Source organism: Paractinoplanes ovalisporus (genome assembly GCF_016834655.1).
GTDB classification, from domain to species: domain Bacteria; phylum Actinomycetota; class Actinomycetes; order Mycobacteriales; family Micromonosporaceae; genus Actinoplanes; species Actinoplanes ovalisporus.
Window position 1 is genome coordinate 72556 of sequence record NZ_JAENHP010000032.1, and the last position, 24629, is coordinate 97184.

At 69.6% G+C, this 24629-nt stretch carries 26 protein-coding genes; 16 read left to right on the forward strand and 10 right to left on the reverse strand.

Going from position 1 to position 24629, the window contains the following annotated elements:
• Nucleotides 1-51 precede the first annotated feature (51 nt).
• Complete coding sequence (locus tag JIG36_RS47460) at nucleotides 52-1212, forward strand: MFS transporter (RefSeq protein WP_203383514.1); 1161 nt, start codon at nucleotides 52-54, stop codon at nucleotides 1210-1212.
• On the opposite strand, the gene JIG36_RS47465 is transcribed toward JIG36_RS47460, so the two are convergent.
• The gene (locus JIG36_RS47465; protein ID WP_203383515.1) at nucleotides 1209-2006 is read right to left on the reverse strand and encodes an endonuclease/exonuclease/phosphatase family protein; all 798 of its coding nucleotides are present in this window, start codon (nucleotides 2004-2006) and stop codon (nucleotides 1209-1211) included. The two genes, JIG36_RS47460 and JIG36_RS47465, sit on opposite strands and share 4 nt — an antisense overlap.
• Nucleotides 2007-2026: 20 nt before the next feature.
• A complete protein-coding gene (locus JIG36_RS47470) occupies nucleotides 2027-2581 on the reverse strand; it encodes an antibiotic biosynthesis monooxygenase (protein WP_438870811.1) in 555 nt (184 codons plus the stop codon).
• A 74-nt stretch (nucleotides 2582-2655) separates the two neighbouring features.
• On the opposite strand from JIG36_RS47470, the gene JIG36_RS47475 reads away from it, so the two are divergent.
• The gene (locus tag JIG36_RS47475) at nucleotides 2656-3693 is read left to right on the forward strand and encodes a beta propeller repeat protein (RefSeq protein WP_203383517.1); all 1038 of its coding nucleotides are present in this window, start codon (nucleotides 2656-2658) and stop codon (nucleotides 3691-3693) included.
• Here the strand turns inward: JIG36_RS47475 and JIG36_RS47480 are convergent.
• Together JIG36_RS47480 and JIG36_RS47485 are read right to left on the reverse strand one after the other, a co-directional pair.
• Complete coding sequence (locus JIG36_RS47480) at nucleotides 3690-4013, reverse strand: hypothetical protein (RefSeq protein ID WP_203383518.1); 324 nt, start codon at nucleotides 4011-4013, stop codon at nucleotides 3690-3692. The two genes, JIG36_RS47475 and JIG36_RS47480, sit on opposite strands and share 4 nt — an antisense overlap.
• Nucleotides 4010-4390, reverse strand: coding sequence for an OsmC family protein (locus JIG36_RS47485; protein WP_203383519.1), 381 nt, complete (start codon nucleotides 4388-4390; stop codon nucleotides 4010-4012). Before JIG36_RS47485 ends, JIG36_RS47480 begins: the two co-directional genes overlap by 4 nt.
• A 353-nt stretch (nucleotides 4391-4743) precedes the next feature.
• Here JIG36_RS47485 and JIG36_RS47490 point away from each other — a divergent pair, with 353 nt between their 5' ends.
• Nucleotides 4744-5448: a hypothetical protein gene (locus JIG36_RS47490; protein WP_203383520.1), complete on the forward strand. Its 705-nt coding sequence runs from the start codon at nucleotides 4744-4746 to the stop codon at nucleotides 5446-5448.
• A gap of 364 nt (nucleotides 5449-5812) precedes the next feature.
• Nucleotides 5813-6433 (forward strand): hypothetical protein, encoded by a 621-nt coding sequence (locus tag JIG36_RS47495; RefSeq protein ID WP_236049822.1) that lies wholly within the window; start codon nucleotides 5813-5815, stop codon nucleotides 6431-6433.
• A gap of 458 nt (nucleotides 6434-6891) precedes the next feature.
• Here JIG36_RS47495 and JIG36_RS47500 read toward each other — a convergent pair whose 3' ends face one another.
• Both JIG36_RS47500 and JIG36_RS47505 read right to left on the reverse strand, forming a co-directional pair.
• Entirely contained in the window at nucleotides 6892-7191 is a 300-nt protein-coding gene (locus tag JIG36_RS47500) for a hypothetical protein (protein WP_203383522.1), read from the reverse strand.
• A 124-nt stretch (nucleotides 7192-7315) separates the two neighbouring features.
• On the reverse strand, nucleotides 7316-8422 hold the full coding sequence (locus JIG36_RS47505; protein WP_203383523.1) for a phosphotransferase family protein: 1107 nt from the start codon (nucleotides 8420-8422) through the stop codon (nucleotides 7316-7318).
• 160 nt (nucleotides 8423-8582) lie between these two features.
• Between JIG36_RS47505 and JIG36_RS47510 the strand changes: the two genes are divergently transcribed.
• On the forward strand, nucleotides 8583-10391 hold the full coding sequence (locus JIG36_RS47510; RefSeq protein ID WP_203383524.1) for a penicillin acylase family protein: 1809 nt from the start codon (nucleotides 8583-8585) through the stop codon (nucleotides 10389-10391).
• A 5-nt stretch (nucleotides 10392-10396) separates the two neighbouring features.
• Nucleotides 10397-10846: a YdeI/OmpD-associated family protein gene (locus tag JIG36_RS47515; protein ID WP_203383525.1), complete on the forward strand. Its 450-nt coding sequence runs from the start codon at nucleotides 10397-10399 to the stop codon at nucleotides 10844-10846.
• A gap of 60 nt (nucleotides 10847-10906) precedes the next feature.
• Here the strand turns inward: JIG36_RS47515 and JIG36_RS47520 are convergent, their stop codons facing one another.
• A complete protein-coding gene (locus JIG36_RS47520) occupies nucleotides 10907-12124 on the reverse strand; it encodes a hypothetical protein (RefSeq protein ID WP_203383526.1) in 1218 nt (405 codons plus the stop codon).
• A 298-nt stretch (nucleotides 12125-12422) separates the two neighbouring features.
• Between JIG36_RS47520 and JIG36_RS47525 the strand changes: the two genes are divergently transcribed.
• Nucleotides 12423-14111 (forward strand): alpha/beta fold hydrolase, encoded by a 1689-nt coding sequence (locus JIG36_RS47525; RefSeq protein WP_203383527.1) that lies wholly within the window; start codon nucleotides 12423-12425, stop codon nucleotides 14109-14111.
• Nucleotides 14112-14139: 28 nt separating this feature from the next.
• Here the strand turns inward: JIG36_RS47525 and JIG36_RS53740 are convergent, their stop codons facing one another.
• On the reverse strand, nucleotides 14140-14262 hold the full coding sequence (locus JIG36_RS53740; RefSeq protein WP_268919949.1) for a hypothetical protein: 123 nt from the start codon (nucleotides 14260-14262) through the stop codon (nucleotides 14140-14142).
• 93 nt (nucleotides 14263-14355) lie between these two features.
• On the opposite strand from JIG36_RS53740, the gene JIG36_RS47530 reads away from it, so the two are divergent.
• Both JIG36_RS47530 and JIG36_RS47535 read left to right on the forward strand, forming a co-directional pair.
• Complete coding sequence (locus JIG36_RS47530) at nucleotides 14356-15315, forward strand: GlxA family transcriptional regulator (protein ID WP_203383528.1); 960 nt, start codon at nucleotides 14356-14358, stop codon at nucleotides 15313-15315.
• A 30-nt stretch (nucleotides 15316-15345) separates the two neighbouring features.
• Nucleotides 15346-16734: a glucose-6-phosphate dehydrogenase gene (locus JIG36_RS47535; RefSeq protein ID WP_203383529.1), complete on the forward strand. Its 1389-nt coding sequence runs from the start codon at nucleotides 15346-15348 to the stop codon at nucleotides 16732-16734.
• On the opposite strand, the gene JIG36_RS47540 is transcribed toward JIG36_RS47535, so the two are convergent.
• A complete protein-coding gene (locus JIG36_RS47540; protein ID WP_203383530.1) occupies nucleotides 16728-17342 on the reverse strand; it encodes a VOC family protein in 615 nt (204 codons plus the stop codon). The genes JIG36_RS47535 and JIG36_RS47540 overlap by 7 nt on opposite strands.
• A 94-nt stretch (nucleotides 17343-17436) precedes the next feature.
• On the opposite strand from JIG36_RS47540, the gene JIG36_RS47545 reads away from it, so the two are divergent.
• From JIG36_RS47545 to JIG36_RS47575, 6 genes are all read left to right on the forward strand, one after another.
• On the forward strand, nucleotides 17437-17874 hold the full coding sequence (locus tag JIG36_RS47545; RefSeq protein ID WP_203383531.1) for a MarR family winged helix-turn-helix transcriptional regulator: 438 nt from the start codon (nucleotides 17437-17439) through the stop codon (nucleotides 17872-17874).
• A complete protein-coding gene (locus tag JIG36_RS47550; RefSeq protein ID WP_203383532.1) occupies nucleotides 17871-19226 on the forward strand; it encodes an MFS transporter in 1356 nt (451 codons plus the stop codon). Before JIG36_RS47545 ends, JIG36_RS47550 begins: the two co-directional genes overlap by 4 nt.
• A 74-nt stretch (nucleotides 19227-19300) precedes the next feature.
• Entirely contained in the window at nucleotides 19301-20428 is a 1128-nt protein-coding gene (locus JIG36_RS47560; protein ID WP_307873203.1) for an isochorismatase family protein, read from the forward strand.
• A 131-nt stretch (nucleotides 20429-20559) separates the two neighbouring features.
• The gene (locus tag JIG36_RS47565; RefSeq protein WP_203383534.1) at nucleotides 20560-22833 is read left to right on the forward strand and encodes a helix-turn-helix domain-containing protein; all 2274 of its coding nucleotides are present in this window, start codon (nucleotides 20560-20562) and stop codon (nucleotides 22831-22833) included.
• 158 nt (nucleotides 22834-22991) lie between these two features.
• Nucleotides 22992-23363 (forward strand): hypothetical protein, encoded by a 372-nt coding sequence (locus tag JIG36_RS47570; RefSeq protein WP_203383535.1) that lies wholly within the window; start codon nucleotides 22992-22994, stop codon nucleotides 23361-23363.
• Between the two features lie 32 nt (nucleotides 23364-23395).
• Nucleotides 23396-23662, forward strand: a complete 267-nt coding sequence (locus JIG36_RS47575; protein WP_203383536.1) for a hypothetical protein — start codon at nucleotides 23396-23398, stop codon at nucleotides 23660-23662.
• Between the two features lie 101 nt (nucleotides 23663-23763).
• On the opposite strand, the gene JIG36_RS47580 is transcribed toward JIG36_RS47575, so the two are convergent.
• Nucleotides 23764-24372, reverse strand: a complete 609-nt coding sequence (locus tag JIG36_RS47580) for a TetR/AcrR family transcriptional regulator (RefSeq protein ID WP_307873204.1) — start codon at nucleotides 24370-24372, stop codon at nucleotides 23764-23766.
• Between the two features lie 96 nt (nucleotides 24373-24468).
• Between JIG36_RS47580 and JIG36_RS47585 the strand changes: the two genes are divergently transcribed.
• A partial coding sequence (locus tag JIG36_RS47585; RefSeq protein ID WP_203383537.1) for an SDR family NAD(P)-dependent oxidoreductase occupies nucleotides 24469-24629 on the forward strand: 161 nt, incomplete at its 3' end.

Here is a 24629-nt window from a genome sequence, read left to right on the forward strand (position 1 = left end):
GCACGCGCTGACCTTCGTCCTCGTGTGCCTTCCTGCGATCAAGGGACCACTGTGCCCTCTTCCCTCTGGCAGAACTCCGACTTCCGCCGCCTCTGGGCCGCTCAGACCGCTTCTCAACTCGGTGAACACGCCAGTCTCGTCGTCCTGCCGCTGCTCGCCGTCCTGACCCTCGACGTCGGCGCCGGCGAACTCGGTGTCCTGCGCGCCACAGGTCAGGCTCCGATGCTGCTCGCCCTGGTCGCCGGCGTGTGGGTGGACCGCCTGCGGACCCGTACGGTGATGGTCCTGGCCGACCTCGGCCGCGCGTCCGCCCTGGTCGTGGTCGCGTTCGCCGCGGTCACCCTGCCGCTGCTGCTGGCCGTCGCGTTCGTGATCGGCGCGCTGTCGGTGCTCTTCGACGTGGCCTATCAGGCTTCCCTCGTACGCCTGGTCCGACGCGACCAGCTGATCCGCGGCAACAGCGCGCTCGAGGGCACCCGCTCGGCGGCCCAGATGGCCGGTCCGGCCCTGGGCGGCCTGCCGTTCGCGGCTCCCGTGGCGGCCGCGCTCTTCGCCGTCTCGTCCGGATTCCTGGCCCGCATCCGGCACCGCGAAACCGTCCCGCCCCACCGCCCCGGCAGCGGGCTGGGTGTCCGCTTCGTGGCCCGCGACCCGCTGCTGCGCACGATCGGCCTGGCCTCGGCCGCGTTCCAGTTCTTCCTGGCCGCCACGATGACCGCCTACCTGCTGTTCCTGCCGCGCGAGCTGCACCTGTCGGGTGCCACGATCGGCCTGATCCTGGCCGCCACCGGGCCCGGCGCCCTGATCGGTTCCCTGCTGGCGGCCCGACTGAACGGCGGCCGGGTGCTGATCGTCGCGGCCCTGCTCGGCGACGGCACGTTCCTGGTCGTGCCCGCCCTGCAACCCGGATCGCCGTTCACGATCGCCGCCCTGGTCGCGGTCAACCTGGTCTTCGGTGCGTTCGGCCAGCTCGTGAACGTGCTGGTCATGGCGATCCGCCAGTCCGCCACCCCGGACGCGATGCAGGGCCGGGTGGCCGCCACGATCACGTTCGCCGGCATGGGCATGACGCCGTTCGGCTCGCTGCTGGGCGGATATCTGGCGGGCGCGTGGGACCTCCGTACGGGAATGCTCGTCACCGCCGCCGGAATGCTGCTGTCGCCGCTGCTGATGGCGTTCTCCCCGCTCCGCTTGCTTCAGGACAAGTCCTAGCCGCGCCAGAGCAGGTCGGCCACGACGGCCCGGTGGTCGGAGGGGTACACGCCCCCGACCGCCTCGCCGGCGAGCTGGACGCCCTCCACCCGTACGTGCTGATCCTCGCGGCCGGGCCGGAAGAGGATATGGTCGATGCGCTGGTCGATCATCTGCGGTCCGGCCTCGAGCGGCGCCGACGGATGGGTCGAGGGCAGGGTGACCGCGTCGGCCGGCCCGTTGCCGGCGCTCCAGGCGTCGACCAGCACGTCGGTCGCGCGCCGCAGCACGGGCGAGCCGACGGCCGCGTTGAGGTCGCCCATCAGCAGCACCGGGCAGGGGCCGTCGAAGCGGGGGTCGGTGGCGAGGTCGGCCACGAAGGTGCCCTGGGCGATGCGGTCGTCGGTGTAGGGAACGCCGTAGTCGAGGCACGCGGCCACGACCGGCAACGGCCCGGCCGGGTGATCGACCCGGACGGTCAGGGCGACCGGGTCCCACTCGCGGTGACGGGCCGGCATGACCAGGCTCTCGTGATCGAGGATCGGCCACCGGCTCAGCACGGCGATCCCCAGATCGAGGTCGTCCCGCGGGGAGGGCGGGTAGGACGGGGACGCGAAGACGGCGTGCATCTCCAGCGTCTCGGCCAGCTCGTGGGCCTGGGTCGTGTCCGTGCCGCCCCAGACCTCCTGCAGCGCGACGACGTCGGGGCGGAACCGCTCCAGGGTCGCCCGGATGCCCGGTTGCCTCTCCTCCCAGTGCGGCCCGAACCGCCACCACAGGTTCCAGGTCAGTGCGCGGACCGTGCTGTCTGCCATCGATGGAACCTACCGTCGGTTCACTGCCGGCGCAGCCAGGGCTGCAGCAGACGGGTGATCTGGGGGAGCACCAGGTAGGTCATGATCGGGGTCAGGCAGAGGGTGCTGATCAGCGTGCGCAGCACGACGTTGAGGTCGACCAGCAGGTGGTTCAGGGTGAACGCGGCCAGCAGGCTCACCGGGAAGAAGCCCAGCCAGATGGTTACGGCCTGCTTCCAGCGGGGTGGGGGCTTCGGGGCGGCGGTCTCCACGACTTCGGTGTCGAACCAACCCTCGATTCCCGTACGGCGTTCCGTGCGCGTGTGCTCCACGAAGCCCTCGGCCGAGGACAGCCACCAGCTCCGCTGCGGGGATTCCTCCCAGTTGCGCAGCGACTTCTCGTCGGAGAAGCGGTAGAGCATGTGCCACTCGTGCGAGCGCTGGTCGGGGCGGACCCAGCCGGTGCCCAGGAACCCGGGGAAGTCCTCGGCGAGCGTGGTGCCCGCGTTCACCCAGGCGATCATCTCGGCGTTCCGGGACGGGTCGGCGCGGCGGGTGATCGCGACGGTGACGGCGGGAGACTCCATGTCCCACATTGTGGTATCCCCGGGTTTCCGGCGCGCCGCGCTTCCGGTTTCCGTGCCGTGGCCCACACGGTAAGTTCCGCCGCATGACCTTGCAGCGAAAGTTGTCGATGGCCGTAGCCGCGGTCGCCCTGATCTCCCTGATGCCGGCCCCCGCGTACGCCGGGGGCCGTGACCTTGGTTGGCAGCTCACCCCCACCGGCACCGAGGCCCGGTTCCGCGGCCTCGCCCCGGTCAGCGCGAAGACCGCCTGGGTCGCCGGTTCGGCCGGCACCGTCCTGCGCACCGTCGACGGCGGCCGCAGCTGGGCTTCGGTCGGTCCCGCCGAGGCGGCCGGGCTCGAGTTCCGTGACATCCAGGCGTTCGACGCGAGCAACGCCGTCGCCCTGACGATCGGCAACGGCCCCGACTCCCGCGTGTACGCGACGGCGGACGGTGGCCGTACGTGGAAAGAGACGTTCCGCAACGAGGACCCGGTCGCCTTCTACGACTGCATGACGTTCCTCGACCGCCGCCATGGGCTGGCCCTGTCCGACCCGGTGGACGGCAAGTTCCGCATCCTCGCCACCCGCGACGGCGGCCGCAGCTGGAAGGTCCTGCCCAACGCCGGCATGCCCGCGGCGCTGGAGGGCGAGTTCGCGTTCGCGGCCAGCGGCACCTGCCTGGTCTCGGCCGGCGGCAAGGCGATGTTCGCCACCGGCGGCGGCGCGTCGGCCCGCGTCTTCACCTCCCGCGACGGCGGCCTGCACTGGTCGGTCACCGGCACTCCGGTTCCGAGCGGCCCGAGCGCCGGCATCTACAGCCTGGCCGTACGCCCGTCCGGCGCCGCGATCGCCGTGGGCGGCGACTACACCACTCCGACCGCCGCCCCCGACGGCGCCGCCTATCTGCGCGGCCGCACGTGGACCGTCGCCCGCACCGTTCCCGGCGAATACCGCTCGGGCTCGGCCTGGCTGGGTCACCTGGCGCTGGCCGTCGGCCCGACCGGCAGCGACCTGTCGACCGACGGCGGCCGCACCTGGAAGCGTTTCGACACCGGCAGTTTCGACGCTGTCGAGTGCACCGCTTCCGGGGCTTGCTGGGCTTCCGGCGAGAAGGGTCGCGTGGCCCGTTTGGCGCGTTAGGACATTTCCGGCGTTTCGGTTTCGTCGCTCCAACGCCACCAAGCCTCGTCACCATCGAGGTGAAGCAGAAACTCCGGGACGTCGTGACCCTCCGGACAGCGCAGGGTCACGACGCTCCGGAGCTCGTCGTAGGCTTTTTCCCAGGCCTCGGGGTCATCGTCGAGCAGCCGCAACTCGTCGGCGAACAGCGGCCGCAACTCGGCCAGCCCCGCCCGTGCCTCGACCCGTGCGTAAAGCCACGGAAAGTCGCCGTCGGTCACCACCAGCTCGGCCAGAAGCTCCCCGTCGGCCTGCCGATGCAACGTCCAGGTGCCGTTCAACCGCGTCGCACCGCGGCCCCCGCGCGGATCGCCCGCGGAATCTCGGCAACCTCGTCAACCCGGTCCAGAAGCGCACGCTGCTCCTCCGCCGAGGCCGTCGTGTCGAGCTCCACCTCGTACGCGATTCCGGTCGAGACCCAGCTGCCGCTGTCGAACCCGCCCGACGCCGTCACGCGGACCCCGTCGAGCCGCAGACCGAGCGCGTGGGCTTCACGGTAGAGATCGTTGAGCACACAGCCGGCGGTGGCCAGATGCAGAAGGTGGGCGCCCGTGAAGTCGGCTTGGACAGTGACGCCCTCGTCGGTCCACCGGTGCGCGAACAGCACGCCGTCACCCCGGTATGTGCCGGCCCCGACCACAACTGCGAATCCGTCCACCGGTCGCCCTCTCTTCTGTCGCGGGGCCCTGGTCGCTGAGGCCTTGGTTGTTGGCCCTAGCCGCTGGAGCCTCTGTCGCTGAAGCCCTAGGAGCGCCCCAACCCCATAACCCGCCCTCCCAGGGGGCCTCCGCCACAGCCGCATTGTTTCGCGTATGGCCGATCTTCGCGGGCGGCCCTGTGGACAACAACTTAGAACTGTGGACAACGGTTCTCCCCCTCGCCACGAGGGGCAGAATGGGTGGTCTCGTCCGCCCGTTCGTCTACACCCACGCCAAACGCCGCCGCGACGTGGCGTCCAGCGGTACCCCGCGTTCGGTCTTCTCGACTGGGCTTCATGGCTACGCTCGAGGCGTGTCTTTGGTGCGAGTTCTTCAGGATGAAGAACATTGGCCGCACTTCAGCACGATCGTGGTGACCGAGGGCTTCGGCTCGGACGATGATCTTCTGGACTGGCCCGAAGGGCCGGATGACTTCGGCTTCGATGTCGGCTTCGGCACCGCTGGACGGGCCGGCACCGGATGGCTCTGGATCACGGCCGGCGACGGACCGCACCACGTGACCCTGGAGGTGCACGACGCGGCGCCGGGGATCCCGGGAGCCGAATGGCCGCAGGTTTGGGAGACTCCGTATCGATCGGTCACAGGATCTGTGGGCCTGTCGACCATGACGGACGGTCCGGCGCGCGAAACGGTCGACCTCCAAGGCCGAGGCGCTTACCGGCTCCAGGTGTGCAGCCGCTGGGACGGTGACAGTGGAGTGTGGTCATTGCGCTGGTGGCCCTGCTCGCCAGAGGAACCCCCGCGCTGGATACGACGCGGGTCCGATCAATACGCGACACCCAAAGCCCTCGCCGAAGACGTCGCCGCCCTCATTGCCTGGTCACCCCGACGCCGGGTCACGTGTACCACCGCCGAACTCGCCGATCGGCTCGCTCTCGCACCGACCGATATGCGGACAGCCGTCAACCTCGCAGTCCGCAGCGGCTGGATCAATCTTGACGGGTCCCTGCACGGCGACACCGCCGTAACGGTGCACCTCTCACGGCAAGTCAGCTAAGGCACGAACCCGACCCGCGCGCAAATGGTCTTCCATCGCGTAGGGGCCGTCGAAGCTGGTCACGTAGACCTGGCCGTACGCGATCGGAACCGGCCCGTCGAAGAGAACCCGCATCAACCGATCGTGCCACCGGCCCGGCCCGCGCCAGGACAGCCCGCATCGCTCATGGCCCGTTCTGGGTTGATCAGCCCCATTTCCATTGAACGCTGACACAGCTGACACGCGCGGTCGGCGGCACGTCCGGATGCCGACCAAAGGTGATCAACAAGCATTGTCGATCTCTCCCTTGATCGCCGATTCCAGCGTCGCGAGTCGCCTCCGGGCCTAGCCTCGATAGGCGAACAGCCTGGAGGGCGGGGGAAACATGCGTCGTGTGGTGCGATACGAACCGGCCGGTCGGGCGATCGACGCGCCGGTGACCAAGCTGGGCGGAGAGCCGACCTGGCTCCAAGAACCGCAGTGGCCGCTGTCTCGGTCACGGAAGCGGCCGATGCCGTTCATCGGACAGTTTCGCCTGGATGACGGGGCCGACGAGCCTCGCTTGGCGTACGTCTTCATGTCCGATCTCTTCATCTTCGACATGGAAGACGAAGAAGCCGCCGGTGAGGACATGGATGACGACGAGGACGAGATCGACTACGCCATCGACGATACGTTCGCGCCCGATGGAGGGGAAAATGCCGTCATCATCCAGCCCGGTGGTCTGGTCCCGCCCTTCGTGATGGTGCAAGGCCAACGAACCGGACCGTCATTCACCGAGGACCACCTGCCCGTTGATGACGAGCCAACCGGGGATGACTCACCGTGGGAGTTCCTGGGCGGCGAACCTGTGTGGCTTCAGGGCCCGGATTCGCCTGGCCCCGGATGGCGACTGGTCGGGCAGCTGACCGACCGGCTCGGGCACAACTTCGGAGATGGCGGTATTGCGTATGTCTTCGTCTCCCCGGACGGCACGGAGGGACGCTTCCTCTGGCAATGCCACTGACCCAGGTCACACCGCCCCGGTCGGGGAACGGCTCTGCCGCGAACTCAAGTGTGCGAGCCTGACCGCGCCGTAGGTCGAATCCATGGGCGGCGAGATCCCGAAGATGCCGCGAGGCGCGACGGTCGAGACGACCATGCACGCGTGGGTCCCCGATCACGCGGTCTGCAACCGCGGCGGAACTGCGAGTCGGACGCGAAGCTTGGACCTGGTCGGGGTCGGCTAGGGATTGTCTTGGTCGGACTTTTACACGACCAGGTCGGCGGGGAGGCTTCAGTGTGCGGCGTCGGAGTCGGGGCGGACCGTGAGACTGGAGTAACGGCCCTCAGTTGTCTTCAGGCAGAAAGACTTTCCTGGCTTCCAGTATGAGTCTTCGGGCTGGCCGTAATTGGTGAACGCGAGGCAGTCCTCGTAACTCGGCGGGTGATTGCCGAAGTACCCGATTCCGCCTGGTGAATACATCAGCATGTGGCCGGCGTAAATTCGAAATCCTTTCCGTCGACTTTCTCGCTGACCCGCCAGTCCGGAAGGTCGGAATCGAGATCACCCTCGACGTAGTCGCCGAAGACGGGGCCGCCTTGGCGCTTGATCTGCCCGGCGACGCTCTGCGTGGTCTCTTGCACGGCGGGCGTTGCCGGTTGTGCGGTCGGGACGCGGTCCGGCTGCTCGGTGACTGGTCGCACGGTAGGAGTCGATTGCGCTGTTTTCGAGTCCTCATGCGCCTGGATGCCGAAGTAGATTGTCGCCGCCAAGCTGAACAAGCCGATTATCGTGCCCGCCGACATGGTCGCGCCGCGGATTGGTAATAGTCGTGGCGACTGCAGTCAGGGACCGCGGAGAAGATCGAAAGCGGCCGGAATGTAAATGGTGTGCCGGTCGAGGTTCCTACGGTCGCGGACCGGCTGGAGTGTCCCGGTGGTTCCTTGCCTCGGAGCGGAACGCCGGGGCCATCGGCAACGGCTCGTTGCCCCAACGCTCGATCAAGACGGCCCGCAAACTGGTGGCGACTGCGGCCAGGGCGGGGGAATCGGAGCGGGAGGCGGGGGTCTGCAGGCGGTTGAGGATCTGGGAACGGCGGGTGGGCATCTGTTTGCGGGGGTCGGCCGGTGGTGGGTCGTCGGCCAGGGCGCGGGGGAGGAACCAGGCGGTTGTCATGACGGCCCAGACCGTGTGGGCGGCCTCGATGTCGGCGCGGAAGGTGGGCGACGTCGCCCACGGGATAGTGGCCTCCTGCTGGTAGTGGCTCAGGGTCTGTTCGCTGACCGGAACCGGCAGGCGCCACGAGCACCAGCATGACGGCCACGGGACGGTCAAGTAGGCGACGTCCCAGGCGGGGTGCTGCCACTGGGCGGCCTCGAAGTCGATCAGGATCTGGCCCTGGGGGGTGGCGATGTTGTTGTCGGGGCAGGTGTCGCCGGGGGAGAGGATGGCGGGGCCGGTGGCCAGGCTTGCGTGCAGGGTGCGCAGCTCGGTCCAGGCCTCGGGCGGTACGGGGACGCCTAGTTGCTCGCAATGAGCATCGAGTTCGGTCGTTGCGGCGTCGAGTTCGTCGGCGAGGACCGTGGTCGGCTGGTCGGTGCGTGCGGCCAGGGCGGTACGGAACGCGTCGCCTCGGGTGGCGGTGACGGTGTGCAGACGGGCCAGGGCCTGCGCCCAGCGGTGGAGGGCGGCTCGGGCGGCGGTGGGGTCGGTGTCGAGCAGGTCGTCGGCGACGCTGGGGCCGGTGCCGGCGTCGGAGAGCACTACCGTCGGCGGTTGCGTGCTTTCGAGCAGCAGCCGCGGGGCGGGTGCGTCGGGCGGCAACACGCTCAGCGCGGCCGCCTCTCGGGCGAAGCCGCCGCCGTTGCCGAGGAAGCGCTTGACGATCACCGTGGTGTCCGCGGTCCGGACCCGGTGGACGCTCGATCGGCTGCTGCCGCCGAGTTCACCGAGCACCTCGACGTCCTCGCCGATCAACTGTCGCAGCTCGCCCAACTCGCCCCGGTCGTCCATCCGGCGATGATCGCAGAACACTTGGTGGCGGCAGATCGCGTGGTGGCGGCGGTGGTGGACCGCGGTGGTGACGGAACCGTGACGGCGGTGGAACGCGTGGTGTCGCCGAACGGGAGGGAACCGGGTCGCCGTGGGTGGGGGTGAACGGTAAGGATGGGGGATGCGGGTTTTTCGGGACGGGTACGGGGTTCCGCATCTGCGGGCCGACTCGGTGGATGAGCTGGCCTTTCTGCAGGGGCGTGTGACCGCGGCCGACCGGGGGGACCAGATCTCGGTGGAGCGGCGCCGGTCGGAGGGGCTGCTCTCCGAGATGATCGGGCCGGCGGGGCTCGGGTGGGACCGGTTCGCGCGGCGGGCCCGGATCGACGACACCGCGCGGCGGTGTTTTGCCAACCTGGAACCCCGTACGCGGGAATGGTTGCGCGCCTATGCCGAAGGTGTCCGCGCCGGTGGGGTCGCGTGGCATCCGTGGTCGTCGCTCGGCGTGTTCCTGGCCCGGCACATCATGTTCGCCAGCTTTCCGGCCAAACTCTGGAACTCGCACGTCGAACGCACCCTCGGGCCGCACGCCGTGGGCTGGTTCACGGCCGAGTCGGCGGCCAGTTCGGGCAGCAACGCCTGGACGGTCCCCGGGGAGATCGCTGGCGACCCGCACCGGCTGATCGAGCTGCCGGGTGTCTATCAGCAGGTCCGGCTCGCCTGCCCGCAGTTCGACGTGGCGGGGCTGACCTTCGCGGGTGTGCCGGGCGTGCAGCATTTCGGGCACGCGGGCGGTGTCGCCTGGGCGGTCACCAACGCGATGGCCGACTATCAGGACCTCTTCGTCGAAGAGCTGCGCCGCACGGCGACCGGTGTCGAGGCCCGCGGTCCGCACGGGTGGGAGCCGGTCGGGGTGCATACCGAGACCATTCCCGTACGCGGGGGAGGCAGCGAACTGGTCGAGGTCATCGAGACGGCACGCGGGCCGATGATCGACGACACGCTGAGCCTGCGCACGCCCACCCGGGTCGAGTCCGACCTCGGCTTCTCCGCCCTGCTGCCGCTGCTGCACGCGTCCACAGTGGACGACGTGGCGGCCGCGCTCGAGCGGTGGGCCGAACCGGTCAACAGCGTTCTGACCGCCGACACCACGGGTCGTGTTGTGCAGCTGACGGTCGGCCGGGTTCCCGTACGGGATGAGCGCAACCGCCGAGTCCCGGTGCCGGCGTGGGATCAGACGTACGCGTGGCAGCGCGACTACCTCCCGATGACGCGCGTGGAGGTGACCGGCAACGTCGTGAACGCGAACGACCGGCGGCCGGACACCGAGGCGTACGGGAACGCTTTTGCCTCGAAAGCACGCGCCGACCGGATCCGGGAACTGATCGCCGCGGGAGTGCCGTCGCCGCGCATCCACATGGACACGCCCATGCCCGCCGACAGCGTCGAGGCCGGGCGGCGCGCGGCGTGGCGGTTCGAAATCGCCCGGCGGCTGCACGAACACCCCACGCTGAAGCCGCTGATGCAGCCGCACGGGTTCGACCCGATCTTCGACGGCTGGACCGAACCGCGTGCCAAGATCGGTGGTTACCTCGACGGGGTGCTGGCGGGGCTGGGGCTCACGGCCGAGGGTGTCGCCGGCCCGGACCCGGTCGAGTCGGGCACCTGGGGTTCGCGGCACCGGTTGGAGCCCGTACGGCTGCCGGGGTTGACCGCCGCGATCCCGCGCACCGAGCTCGGGGGTGAACGGGACTCGGTGCTCTGCCTGTCGAGCATCCCCGGCGTGACCGATCTCTGCTCGCGCGGACCGGTCGCCCGCTATGTCTGGGACATCGCCGACCGGCAGCGCAGCCGCTGGATCGTGCCGTTCGGGGCGTCCGGCGATCCGGCCTCGCCACACTTCGCCGACCAGCTGCCGTTGTGGGCCTCGGGCGAGCTGATTCCGCTGGTCACGGACTGGTCCGAGCTGATCGAGGAGCCGCTAGTCTGACGCTCATGAGGTTTCGCGCGGAGCTGCAGCGTACGGGGGGCAACACCACCGGTTTCCAGGTGCCCGACGAGATCGTCACCGGGCTCGGCGGGGGCGGCCGCCCCAAGGTCACCGTCGTGGTGAACGGGTTCACGTTCCGCTCGACGATCGCCAAGATGGGCGGCAGTTACTGGCTCGGGGTCAGCGCCGAACGTCGTGAGGCGGGCAATGTCAGCGGCGGCGAGACGTACGACGTCGAGGTCGAGCTCGACGTCGAGAAGCGCGAGATCGAGGTGCCCGACGACCTGCGGGCCGCACTCGACGCCGAACCGGCCGCGCGGGACTTCTGGGCGACGCTGTCGTTCTCGAACCAGCGCTACCACGTCGACCAGTTGACCGGCGCCAAGACCGAGGAGACCCGGGCCCGCCGGCTGGCCAAGTCGATGTCGCTGCTCAGCGCGGGCAAGGCCCGCTAGGAGTCAGCCCGTGGATCATGCGGGAGTGCGGCGAGGCACGGGACAGACGCCGGCCACGGCTCAGATCTCGGCCGGTTTGAAGGCGACCTCGGGGTCGAGCAGCCGGGTCCAGCCCGGCCGCCACTGCGGGGCGCGGCCGTCCATCTCCTCCAGCAGATTTGTGCGCCACGGGCCGGAGACGCCGTCGTCGGCCCACCACTTCGGCCACGAGTCGTAGCGGCGTTCGACCAGGATCTCGGTCGGGGTGGTCTGCACGCGCAAAAACAGCCACCGCCCGTAGCGGGGGTCGGACTCGGCCCGGCGCAGGCCGCGCAGCAGATCGCTCACTTCCTGGAAGGCGCCGAAGCGGGCCTCGCCCGCGCGGTCGGCCGGCGGGTGCTTGCCCGCCTGCACGCTCAGGCTGGTCGCGTCGGCGTAGGCCAGCACCGTGCAGCGCCCGTCCCCGTTGGGCGCGCGGTCGCGCATCCAGGCGGCCAGCGACTCGAGCTCGGCCGTCTCGGGCGGGTCGGCCCGGTTCAGTTCGGTCGCGTCGTGCATGGCCGCCCACACCAGGCGGTCGTGTTCGCTCTGGCTCAGCCGGCGGACCCGGCGCATCGGCGGGCGCTCACCGACCGGGATGCGCGGCGGCCGGGTGCCGGCCGTGATGCCGCCCCGGCCCGAGGCGAACAGCGCCGCCCGCAGGTCGAGGGTGGGATCGGTGAGCCGGCCGAGCAGCCGCTCGAACCCGGCCCCGGTGATCTCGCCGCGGATGGCCGCGGTGAGCAGGTCTTCGCTCGCGGTGCGGACCTCGTCGCGCTCGGCCGGCGTGCTCAGGTCGTGGCGGCCCCACTCGGTGATGACCTCGGACAGCTCCTGCAGCGTGTTCTCGTTACTCAGCACCGGTGCGACCGTCTGCACCAGGCCGTCGCCCAGCCCGTCGCGGTAGCGCACGCGGGACCAGCGGCCCTCGGCGTGCCACACCACGAAGCCCAGCCGGTCGGCCTCGGCCAGCGTGGTCAGGTCGTCCCAGGGCAGCCACCCGGGGGCGCCGGTGAGCAGGTCGATCGGCGGGTCGGCGTCGGCCGTCGCGGAGTGGTCGCGGTCGTATCCGAACAGCACCGCCCGGGCGCCCTCGACCAGCGCGAGCCGGGCCCAGCTTCCGCCGTGGTCGTCGTGGTGCGCCCCGCGGTCGTCGACGAACCAGACATCGGCGTATCCGATGCCGGTCAGCGTGGCGGAGAGCGTCGCCCAGCGCGTCCAGAGGAGTCCGGGCGCGGGCAGATCCACGTCGGTGAGCATCTGTCCACTGTGCCAAATGCATCGGAGGCGACTACACCCCCCTCCGGTCCTGTGCGCGGGCCTCCTGCGAAAAATCCCGGACCGGACGGCGCATGGCGGAACTCGATCACCAGCCGTAACCTTGCGATGGCTGTCGTTTGACGCTTTACGGACTTCTCGGTTGATGCCCGGTGCCCATGGGCCGGGCATCTTCGTTTTTGTCGGCATTCACCGTGATCACTGTGGGTGCATCGATTCTCTACAATGCCTGGGGTCGCGGCACCGCCGCCGCGACCCCATCGTCAGAAGGGTCGTCCGTATGCCACGAAAGACGCACCGACTACTGACCGCGGCCCTCGCCGGCACCCTCGTGATCGGCGCAGCCCTCACCGGCGCCGCTCCCGCTGCGGCCGGCGGCGCTCAATCGGAAGCTCGGCTCGTCGACGCTGTGCCTACGCCGAAGCTCGACTGGTACAAGTGTTACGAGATCGCCGAGTGCGCCACCGTCCAGCTGCCGCTCGACTATCGCAAGCCCAACGGCAGGACCACCGAGATCGCGGTGCTGCGGGTCAAGGCCAAGAACCAGGCCCAGAAGATCGGCAGCCTGTTCGTCAACCCCGGAGGTCCGGGCGGCTCGGCGACGTCGTTCGCCCTGGCCGCGCCCGACTTCCTCAGCGACGCCCTGCTCGCGCGCTTCGACGTCGTGGGCGTCGACCCGCGGGGGATCGGCGCCAGCGAGCAGGTCAAGTGCTTCCCGACGGTCCGGGCGCAGACCGAGGTGCTCAACCTCATGAACGTCCCGTTCCCGGTCACGGCGACCGAGGAACGTGACTACGTCACCGGCTCGAAGAAGCTCGGCCAGGCCTGCTCCACCACGGGCCGGCCGCTGACCGCGGCGTCCTCGACGGCCGAGGTGGCGCGCGACATGGACGTCGTACGCCGTGCCGTCGGTGACAAGAAGCTGAACTACCTCGGCTTCAGTTACGGCAGTGCGCTCGGTCAGTACTACGCCAACATGTTCCCCGACCGCTTCCGGGCCCTGGTCGTCGACGGCGTGCTCGACCCGACGGCCTGGGTCGGCAACTCCCGGCAGATCCTCGACCAGCGGCTGCGCTCCAGCGACGGGGCGTACAAGGCGTTGCACGAGATCCTGGTCCGCTGCGACAAGGCGGGCGAAACCAAATGCGTGTTCGCCGAAGGTGACCCGGTCAAGCACTTCGACCAGATCGCGAACCGGCTCAAGACCGACCCGGTCGAGTTCCCCGACGGGGCCGGCGGCACGATCCAGGTGACGTACGCGATCTTCATCAGCGCCGTCCTGGGCACGCTCTACAGCACCGAGGCGGGGGCCGGGGTCACCCAGCTGGCCGCCGAGGTCGCGACGGCGCAGGAGGGTGGCTCGACCGCGCCTCTGCTCAAGCGGGTCAACGCGTCCAAGGCGGCGCGGGCGTACGACTTCCCGTACGAGAACGGCTTCGAGGCCAGCAGCACGGTGATCTGCACCGACGGCAAGCACCCGGCGAACGCGTCGTCGTGGCCGGCCGCCGTGGACCGCCGTGAGAGCGAGGCCAAGTACTTCGGCCGTTCGTGGGGCTGGATCGACAGCCAGTGCGCGAACCGGACCTGGACCGTCCAGGACCGCAACGCGTACACCGGCCCGTTCACCAACCGCACCAGCGCCAAGTTCCTGATCGTCGGCAACTTCTGGGACCCGGCGACCAACTATCGGGGCGCTGTCTCCTCGCGGGCCCTGGCGCCGAACGCGAGCCTGCTCTCCAGCAACAACTGGGGGCACACCGCTTATGGCTCGGGGGTCTGCGCGACCACGACGATCGACAACTATCTGCTGACCGGCGTGGCGCCGCAGGACGGTAAGACCTGCACCGACGCCGCTCAGCCGTTCACCGAGCCGCTGCCGGCTCCGACCACCACCAAGGCGGCGGCCACGGCCAAGCAGCGGCCGCCGGTGGCGACGATCCGGCCCGACTCGGTGCTTCTGGCCGACTGACGGACGGGAGGGCTTCCGTCATGCCGGTCTAGGTGTGGCGGAAGCCCTCGTCGGAAGGCTTCCAGTCGGCACTGTCGCGTGTGTCCGCGGTCAGGCCGGTGGCGGCGGCGATGAGGATCAGCAGGAAGAAGAGTGCGAATGCGATAGCCATGACCAAGAGCTTCGTCCTGCTCGCTCATGGTCGACAGTGGCAGAGATGCCATACACCTTCAAAATCCTGCCAACCCGCCGTATGCTCCGTCACATGCTGCGCAACGTCGCCGTGATCGTCCTGCCCGAGGTGGCCGTCTTCGAGCTCGGCGTGCTCTGCGAGCTTTTCGGATACGACCGCACGGCCGACGGTCTGCCCGGTTACGACTTCGCCGTCTGCTCGATCGACGGCGGTCCGGTCGCCAGCCGGGCCGGTTTCGAGATTTCCGTACGCCATGACCTGTCCCGCACCGACGAGGCCGACCTGGTCGTGGTGGCGCCGTTCGACAACCCGGCCTTCGAACCGCCCGCGCCCGTGCTCGACGCGCTGCGGCGCGCCCACGAGCGGGGCGCCTGGGTGATGAGCGTGTGCACCGGTGCGTTCGCCCTCGGCGCGGCCGGCCTGCTCGACGGCCGCCGCTGCACCACCCACTGGCTGCACACGGCCCGCCTGGCCCGGCTCTATCCGGCCGCGATCGTCGACCCCGACGTGCTCTATGTGCAGGACGGCCGCGTGCTCACCAGTGCCGGCACCGCCGCCAGCATCGACGCCGGGCTGCACCTGATCCGCCAGGTGCACAGCACCGCCGTGGCCACGATGATCGCCCGGCGGATGGTCGTGCCGCCGCACCGCGAGGGCGGCCAGGCGCAATACATCGAGACCCCGCTCAAGGCGGTCGAGTGCGCCACCCTGCAGCCGGTGCTCACCGCCGTGCTGGCCTCGCTCGACCAGCCGCACACGGTCGACACGATGGCCGAACTCGCCCACATGGCGCCGCGGACGTTCGCCCGCAAGTTCCGCGACGAAACGGGCGCCACACCGCACGACTGGCTCATCAGTCAGCGCATGCTGCTCGCCCGGAACCTGCTCGAGGAAACCGGCCTGGGCGTCGACGCGATCGCGGCCCGGGTCGGGTTCGGCAGCGCGGCGACCCTGCGGCATCACTTCACCACCCGCCTGGCGACGACCCCGCAGGCGTACCGGGGGACGTTCCGATCGTCACAGCCGGTGTGAGCCGGTCGTTCCCCGGGCACACCGGGAGCCATGGCGAAGAAACCTGGTCCCACGGTGTTCGTGCTCTTCGGGGCGACCGGTGACCTGGCCCGGCGGATGGTGCTGCCGGCCTTCTACACGCTCGCGGCCGAGGGCCTGCTCCCCGACGACTGGGTGCTGATCGGGAACGGCCGCGGGGACGTCTCCCACGAGAACTTCCGTGGCCACGTACGGGAAGCTCTCGAGGAATTCGGTCCCAAGCCGTCGAAGGGTCCGTGGAAGGAGTTCGCGTCGCGGCTCCGGTTCGCCGGCGGCGGGTTCAACTCCGACGACCCGGGCAGCCTGCTCGACGTCATCGCCGAGAACCGCAAGTCGCACCAGCTGGTGCACTACCTGGCGATTCCGCCCGTGGCATTCGAGGAGACGACCAAGGCGCTGGGCGAGCACGGGCTGGCCAAGGGGGCGCGGGTCGTCTTCGAGAAGCCGTTCGGCACGTCGCCGTCGTCGTTCCGCTCGCTCAACCGGCTCGTGCACCGGGTGCTCGACGAGGAGCAGGTCTATCGGATCGACCACTTCCTCGGCAAGGAGGCGACCCAGAACCTGCACGCCGCACGGTTCGCCAACGAGGCCTTCGCCGCCATGTGGAGCCGCGACCACATCGAGAGCGTGCAGATCGACGTGCCCGAGACGCTCGGGGTCGAGCAGCGGGCGGCCTTCTACGACGCGACCGGCGCCGTGCTCGACATGCTCGTCACGCATCTGTTCCAGGTGGCGGCCGAGGTCGCGATGGAACCGCCGGCCAGCCTCGGTTCGGCCGACCTGCAGGCGGCGCGCGAACGGGTGATCCGCTCGTTCCGGCCGCTCGACCCGGCCGAGGCGGTGCTCGGGCAGCACACCGGCTACAAGCAGATCAAGGGGATCAAACGGGGATCGGCGACCGACACGTACGTCGCGGCGAAGCTCTGGATCGACAACGCGCGCTGGAAAGGGGTGCCGTTCCTCCTGCGTACGGGAAAGCGCCTGGCCGAAAGCCGGCAGGTGGTGAGCCTGGTGCTCAAGACGCCGGCCCGCCCCCTGACGTCGCTGCCGCCGCAGGCCAACGTGCTCTCGTTCGATCTCGCGGGCGACGGCAACATCGACCTGTCGCTGCTGGTGAAACGCCCGGGGGTGGCGCTCGACCTGGAGCCGGGCTCGGTGCGGCTGCCGCTCGACGGACTGGCCGACGGGGAGCCGCTGCCGCCTTACGCGCGGCTGATCCATGACGTGCTGCTCGGCGACCGGGCCCTGTTCACCCGGCCGGACGGGTTGAGCGCGACCTGGAAGACGGTCGAGCCGCTGCTGTCCAAGCCGCCCAAGCCCGCGTCGTACGCTCCGGGGTCGTGGGGGCCGGCCGCCGCGCGCAAGCTGGCGGCGCCGCACCGGTGGCTGCTGGGTCAGTAGCGCGAGGTGAGCCGGAAGCGGGTGCCGTCGGGGTCGGACCATTCGCCGTTCTCGTAGGTCGCCCCGAGGGTCAGCAGGCGGTCGGGGTCGGCTTCGATCTCGAGGAGCACACGGTCGGGACGAAGACGTGGGGCCTGCGGCGGGCCGCCCCACGCGATCTTCATGCCGCCCTGGGGTGACTGGATCGCGGTCTCCTCGTTCTGGTCCCAGACCAGCGGCCAGCCGAGGGCGGCGCTGTAGAAGAGGCCGGTCGCCCGGGAGCCGTCGCAGGACAGTTCGCCGACGAAGCCGGTGCCGGCCAGGTAGTTGTTGCCGGGCTCGATCACGCAGAACTCGTTGCCCTCGGGGTCGGCCAGCACGATGTGGCCCTCCTCCGGCTTCTGGCCCACATCGAGGTGGTGGGCGCCCAGTTCCAGAGCGCGGGCCACCGTACGGTCCTGGTGCTCCTGGGACTCGCTGGTGAGGTGCAGATGGGCCAGGTTGGGGCCGGGCCGGGGCTCATCGATCGGAAAGAACCGGAGCGGGATCGCCAGGTCGTCGCCGACCAGGTCGCTCCAGAACTGTGCGAGTCTTCGGGGCTCCTGGGCGGCGTACCAGATCGTGGGCATTTCTGCTTTCTACGGCGGTCTCGTCCGGTACGCATCCGAATTTTTCTTCAGTCAAAACTGGTCAGTCTGAACTGAAGGTTTTATCGTCGGCCTGGTGAACGAGATTCCGGAGAGCGCGGCCCGCGCCGCCACCGAGATCCGCGTGGTGTTCAGCCGCCTGCGCCGTCGTCTGCGCGAAGTGGCCGCCCTCGGCGACCTCACGCCGTCGCAGACCTCGGTGCTGAGCCGCCTCGAGAAGGGCGGCCCGTCCTCGATGAGCCACCTCGCGGCGGCCGAACAGGTGCGTCCGCAGTCGATGGCCGCCACCCTGGCCGCGATCTCCGAGCACGGCCTGATCACCCGGCAGCCCGACCCGTCCGACGGCCGCCGCCAGCTGATCTCGCTCACCGACTCCGGCCGCGAGAAGATCGCCGTCTCGCGCCGCAGCCGTGAGGAGTGGCTGGCCGGCCGGCTCACCGACGACTTCACCGAGGCCGAGCGCCAGACCCTGATCTCGGCGATGGCGCTGCTCGACCGCCTGGCCGGCCGATGACCTCGGCGGTCACCGGCGCGTTCGACCGCAAGCTGATCGCGCCCATGGTTCTGGGCTCGATCCTCAACCCGGTCAACTCGTCGATGATCGCGGTCGCCCTGGTGCCGATCGGCGTCGCCCTGCACGCGCAGCCCGCCGCCACCGCCTGGCTCGTCTCCGGCCTCTACCTGGCCACGGCCACCGGCCAGCCCGTCGTGGGCAAACTCGTCGACCGGTACGGCCCCCGCAACCTCTATCTGGCCGGCAGCGCCCTGGTCGGCGTCGCCGGCATCATCGGCCTGCTCGCCCCCACGTTGTGGGTGCTGGTGGTGGCCCGCGTGCTGCTCGGCCTGGGCACGTGCGCCGGCTTCCCGGCCGCTATGTACCTGATCCGGCGCGAGTCCGAGCGCACCGGCGTCGACAGTCCCCGCGGCGTGCTCACCACCCTGTCGGTCTCGGCCCAGACCATCGTCGTCATCGGGCCCAGCCTGGGCGGACTGCTCATCGGCGTGGCCGGTTGGCGGGCCATCTTCGCGGTCAACATCCCGCTCGCGGTGGCGTGCGTGGTGCTTGCGCTCGTACGGCTTCCCCGCCCGGCCCCGCCGGCGACGCGTGAGCCCCTAGACGTGCTCGGCATCGGCCTGTTCGCCGGCATGCTGACCACCCTGATGCTGTTCCTGATGAGCCCGGCGATCGGCGAGCTCTGGCTCCTGGCGATCACCGTCGGGTGCGGGGCCGCCTTCGCCCGGCGCGAACTGCGAGCCGCCGAACCGTTCCTCGACCTGCGCGTCTTCGGCGGCAACGCGCCCTTGATCGCCACTTATGGCCGTGCCCTGCTCGCGCAGACCGCGGCGTACGCGTACCTCTACGGCTTCACCCAGTGGCTCGAGGCCGGCCGTGGTCTGAACGCCACCCAGGCCGGCCTGATCCTGCTGCCGATGTCCCTGCTGGCGATCGGCGTCTCCACCTACACCGGCCGGCGCGAGGGTTTCCGGGCCAAGTTGCTGGTCGGTGCGGGCGGCCAGCTGGCGGTGAGCGTGCTCATGCTGCGCCTGGACGCCGGCAGCCCCGTCTGGATCCTGATCGCGTTGTCGGCGCTGTGCAGCCTGCCCCAGGGCCTGAACTCGCTGGCCAACCAGAACGCCGTCTATTACCAGGCCGACCCCGCCCGCATCGGCGCCTCGTCGGGTCTGCTGCGCACGTTCTCGTACCTGGGCGCCATGGTCTCCTCGGCCGCCACCGGCGTCTTCTTCGCCCACGGCGCCGACACCGCGGGCCTGCACTCCCTGGCCGTCTTCCTGATCGTCATCGCGTCGCTGCTGCTCGTCATGGTCGCGGCCGACCGTTCCCTCTCCCGCCTCAAGTCCAAGTAGGGTTTCGCCATGCCCGCTTGTCCGCCCCGACGGGTGGGACGAGGTGGTCCCTGAGATCGTCGGCTCCCGACGACGTGGTGATCACCAAGCGCAACTGGGGCGCCTTCTACGGCACCGACCTGGATCTGCACCTGCGCCGCCGGGGCATCACCCAGATCGTCCTGACCAGCATCGGCGTCGGGTCAACGGCGCGGGCCGCGTTCGCGCACGGTTACCACGTGACGGTCGCCGTGGACGCCGTCTCGGACCGCGAACCACAACAGCGTCACCCGGATCTTCCCGCGCCCGGCCGAGACCGGCCCGACCGACGCCATCCTCGCGGTGCTGGCCACGCGCATACGCTGAGAGGCATGAGCCAGGCCGAGGTCTTGGACAATGTGGCCGGAGTGGTCGGGGCCCAGGTCACTGTTCTCGGCAGTCTGCCCGGAGGCGCCAACGGAGGCGCCACGCGCGTCCGGTTGGCCGGCGGGGCGAACGCGGTGCTCAAGGTGGTGCCCCGGGCCAACCCCGGCCATCTGAACGAGACGCTGCGCGCTCAGAGGGTGGTCGAGCACATGCGGGGGTGTGGCTATCCCACTCCCGCCTGGCTCGGCGTAGGGGCCACCGCCAGTCACGTGTGGCATCTGATGGACTTCGTCGACGCGGCTCCCGTAGCCGAGCTGACCCCGCCCATCGTCGAGCAGCTGATGCGGATCGTCGAACTCCAGGCCGGCCAGGCCTCCGAGCCGTACGACCACTGGTCGTACGCGTGGCGGGTCACCACCGGTCAGGAATCGTCGGTCGCCAAGCTCTCGCGTCATTCCTCCGCGGTGTCGGCCTTGGTCGAACGCGTGCGGCTCGTGTGTGCCGGCCTCCCACCGCCGCAGGATGCGCCGGACATGGTCCATGCCGACCTCAACCCGAGCAACGTGCTGGTGCGCAACGGCGCGGTGGTGGCGGTCGTGGATATCGAGAACGCGGGCAGCGGCACGCGCGCGACCGACCTCACCACCCTCCTGTGGCACACCTTCGCGACCGGCGTCCGAAAGCGCCTGTGGTCGAGAATCCTGGTCGTGGCCGGCTGGGAGGGCGCGGCGATGCTCGCAGCGACACAGATCCTGCTGCAGCTCGAGTGGCCCATCCGTCTGGGCCGCCCCGAGGTCGTGGCCGGGGCAGTCTCGAACGGCCATCGAGCCCTCGACGAGCTGATCGCGCTGCGCTGAGAGTCCCGGCCCAGCATCGGCAGCGCGGGCCCGTCGTTCTTCCGCACCTGCACCGGCGGCTGATGCCCTCGGCGCTGCGGATCGCGTAGAAGTAAGCAGAGAGCATCTCCGAGCCACGCGGAGCCGAGCCCATGGCGATGGAAGCGGTCGATCCCCACGCTGATCTCCTGGCATTGTTGGCCGTCCTGCGCGATCGTGCCCTGCATCCGCCGATCGGCACTCCGGCGACTCAACGGGGCATCGCTCGGCGGGCCGAGATCAGCACCGGCCACCTCAGCGACCTGCTCAGTGGCAAGGTGAAGCCGAGGCCGGACACTGCCCACCGCCTCGCGGAGGCGATGGGCGCCGATGAGGCCGAGGCTCTCCGCGCCTTCCGACTGGCTGAGGGCATCAAGGACTCCACCGCGAACGCCCGGATCGCGCGACGGATCCGCGGCCCTCACATGCTGAAGCCTTCACCGAACGGCTTCGTGGGCCGCACGAACGACATGGCCGCGCTGTCGGAACTGACCGAGATCTCGGGGCGCAAGCATCCCGGCCGGACGGTCACCCTCATCGTCGGCCAGCCGGGCGTGGGGAAGACCTGGCTTCTGCGCCACTGGACGCAACACAAGATCGCGAAGTGGCCGGATGGTCAGCTCTACGCCGACGTGCAGGATCTGGGGTCGGTCGGTGCGGTGCTGCACCGGTTCTTGCTGTCGCTCGGCGCCACCAGCCGCTCCATTCCCGACGATCCGGTCGAGCAGGAGGCGCTCTACCAGGAGAAGACAGCGGGAAAACGGCTACTGGTGGCGCTCGACAACGTGGGTGAGGCCGATGACATCGAGCCGCTGCTGCCCGGCGACGGCCCCAGCACGATCGTCCTGACCAGCCGGAAACGACTGTATGGCGTGGTCTCGGCGCAGAACGCAGGTGTCCTGCACCTCGACGTGCTGACCGCCGAGGAGTCGCGGGACCTGCTGATCCGCCGGATAGGGTCGGCGCGGGCGGCGCGCGACCCGCGTGGGCTCGCTGACCTGGTTCGCATCTGTGCGGGCCTGCCGCTGGCGCTGAGCGTGGTCAGTTCCCGTGCCGCTCTGAACGCCGGCTGGTCGCTGGCCGAGATCGTGGAGCTTTACCTCAGCGGCTCGTCGCCGGTGAACGAGGTGACGGTCTTCGCCTCCGGCTACCGAAGTTTCGAGCCGGGACCGCAGTTCGCGTTCCGCATGCTCGGACTGTCGATCGGCGTCGACGTCGAGCTCGACGCCGTGGCGAGCCTCCTCGCATACACGCCGCGGGAGACCCGTCCGCTGCTCGACGTCTTGAGGGACAACAGTTTCCTGGAGGAGCCGTCGCGGGGCCGGTTCCGGATGCACGAGGTGATGCGGTCGTTCGCGGCCGAGCGAGCCGCCGTGGAGCTTCCGGCCGGCGAGCGGGAGATCGCCCGCCGACGGTTCGTCGAGTATGTGCTGGCCATGGCCTACCGCGGCGAGCGGCTACTCAGCCCGGAACGTCCGCCCATCACCCTCGCTTCGCCGTCGCCCGGCGTCGTGCACAGGCAACATGCCTCGGCGGATGCCGCGCTGGAGTGGTTCGAGGCCAACGACGCCAACCTGATGGCCGTACAAAGGTTCGCGGCCGCCCGTGGCTGGCATGAGATCGTGTGGCAGCTGGCGTGGAGCCTGGACAACTATCAGTACCGCCGAGGGCTGGTCGGCCGGCACGACGAGACGTGGCGGCGCGGACTCGCCGCTGCCGATCTCAGCGGCGACGCCGATGCGGTCGCCCTCGCCCGGCTCTGTCTCGGCAACATTCGCGCGCGCCGCCGGCGTCACCGCGAGGCGATCAGGCTGCTCGAACGGGCTCGTGAGCACTTCGCGACCACGGACGACCTGCCCAACCTCGCGCAGGCGCACCGCGCGTTCGGGTTCGCCTGGACCGGTGTCGACTCGGTGCGGCAGCGCGAGCACGCGAAAGAGGCACTGCGGCTGTTCCGGCGGCTCGACGACAAGGCCTGGACGGCGATCGGCTTGAACGCGCTCGGCGAGGTCTACGCCGAGCAGGGCCAGTACGAACGGGCGCGAACATGCTGCGAGCAGGCGTTGGAACTGCATCGGCAGCGCTCCAACAGGTCCGGTGAGGCGGCGGCGCTGGACAGCCTGGGCATCGTCGCGGAGGGGGCCGGTGACCTCGACCTGGCCGTCCAGCGGTTTGCCGAAGCCGCAGCCGTGTACCACGACCTGAAGAACGCCTCGTCGGAGGCGAACACACTGACTCAGCTCGGCCGGCTCCTGCTGAGCCGGCCGGGCCACGAGGAGGCGGGCCGATTGCGCCTGCGCCTCGCACTCGAGATGTACGCCGAACAGGACCGTGTGGTCGAACTGGAGTCCGTCCGTCGTCTGCTCGACGAGGGCGACGTTCGCTGAAACTCGTGTCCACGACATCGCATATCTGCAGCTGAGGGCCGTTGTGAACGGCCGGTTGCTCGTGCTTCGAGCGGAGCGGACGACCGGACGACGATCGTGTTACGGGTCCGGCGGTCTCGCCGGACCGGTACCGGCCGCCGTCCGGGGAGGAACCCTCCATGAGCTACCCGCCGATGAGCGTCAGCCTTCGGTTCCTCTGTGAAGTCAAGAAATTTGATTATTCGGATGCGGCAACCCGCCTGTGTGGCGGCTTCCGATCGAGAGATGCGGCACCGCGTCCGTCCCGCATGGTGACCCCGAAAGTGAGGTGCTGTATGTCTGGCGTCCTGGTCGGCGTGGGCGGCTTCCTCTTCGTTGCGACCTTCCTCGGCATCCTCGTCCGCTTCGCGCTGACCGTCGTCTTCGGTGCTCTCACCAAACTGGGCGAGGCGAGCGCTTTTATTGCCGGATTGGGAGCGATATGCGCTCTGGCGGCGGCTGTCGCCACCGTCGGGTCCTTCATCGTCGCTGTCGTGAAGCTGTTTCAGTAGCGCCGTCATGGCCTGAAGGAAAGGAGTGGTGGATGTTTCTCGGGCGCAAGCGCCGTATCAGCCGGCAGCTGGTAGCCATCGTCGTCGGCGGCTCGATGACCCTCAGCGGCTTCTACTGGAACCTCGTCAGCGAACCGCTCGGCAGGCGCATATCCGGCAACTTCCCTCAAGTGGCACCCGCAAGAGCAGCGGAGATGGTCGATGCCATTTCCCTCTTGTGGTCGTCCGTGGGGCTGACGGTGATCCTGGTGGTTCTCGCCCGGGTGTTTTTTCGGGCCAGACGCGTCAACGGCCGTTAGCGCCGCATGGCGGAAGCCGGCGGGCTGAGGCGGGCGGTGCAGCCGTGGTGGCCCACTCAAGTTTCGGCGCCCCATGGTCGGGCTTTGACGGCGGACCCGGGCTAAACCGGCGGCCAGTTGCGCAAGGCGGCGTCGACGATGGGCTGGAGGTCGGCTCGGGTGGCGCCGCCGGCGGCCTGTACGGCGATGCCGTTCGAGACTGTCATGACGTAGCGGGCCAGCAACTCCGGGTCCGTTGCCGGGGGCAGGTCGCCCGCGGCGGCCGCCTGGCGGAAACGGTCGATCAGCAAGGTCCGGTTCTCGTCGCGCCACGCGGCCAGCAAGTCTCGGATCACCCGGGCGTCCTCGCCTGACACCAAGGACGCCTGCAGGCCCAGGCAGCCCGCCGGGTAGTCGGGCATGGTGGCGCTGCGCAGCGTGCCGTTGATATAGACCGTGGCCACCCCGAGGGCGGTCGGCTCGGCCAGCGCCTCGGCGCCGTAGGAGGCGGGGCCCTCGGTGTAGTGGTTCAGGACCTTGCGGAACAGCTCCTCCTTGTTGCCGAAGGCCGCGTACATGCTGGTGCGGTTGATGCCCATGGCCTGGGTCAGGTCGGTGAGGCTGGCGCCCTCGTAGCCGTGTTCCCAGAACACCCGCATCGCCTTTTCGAGGGCCGCGCCGGCGTCGAAGCCGCGGGGCCGGCCGACCGGCGAGCTGCGTTGTCTGTCCACGTGATCGAGCTTACCAGTTGTGTACCGATCGATCCGGAAGTGCTAGCGTACTTCTGTACCGATCGGTTGGTACAAAAATAGAACTGGAGAAAAAAGATGCTCAAGGGGAAAACAGCCGTCGTCACCGGTGGCGGCACGCGGGGAATCGGCCGGGCCACCGCCGCGCGACTGGTGGCCGAGGGTGCGTACGTCTTCATCACCGGCCGCCGCAAGGCCGAGCTGGATGAGGCGGTCGAGGCCATCGGCTCGTCGGTCAC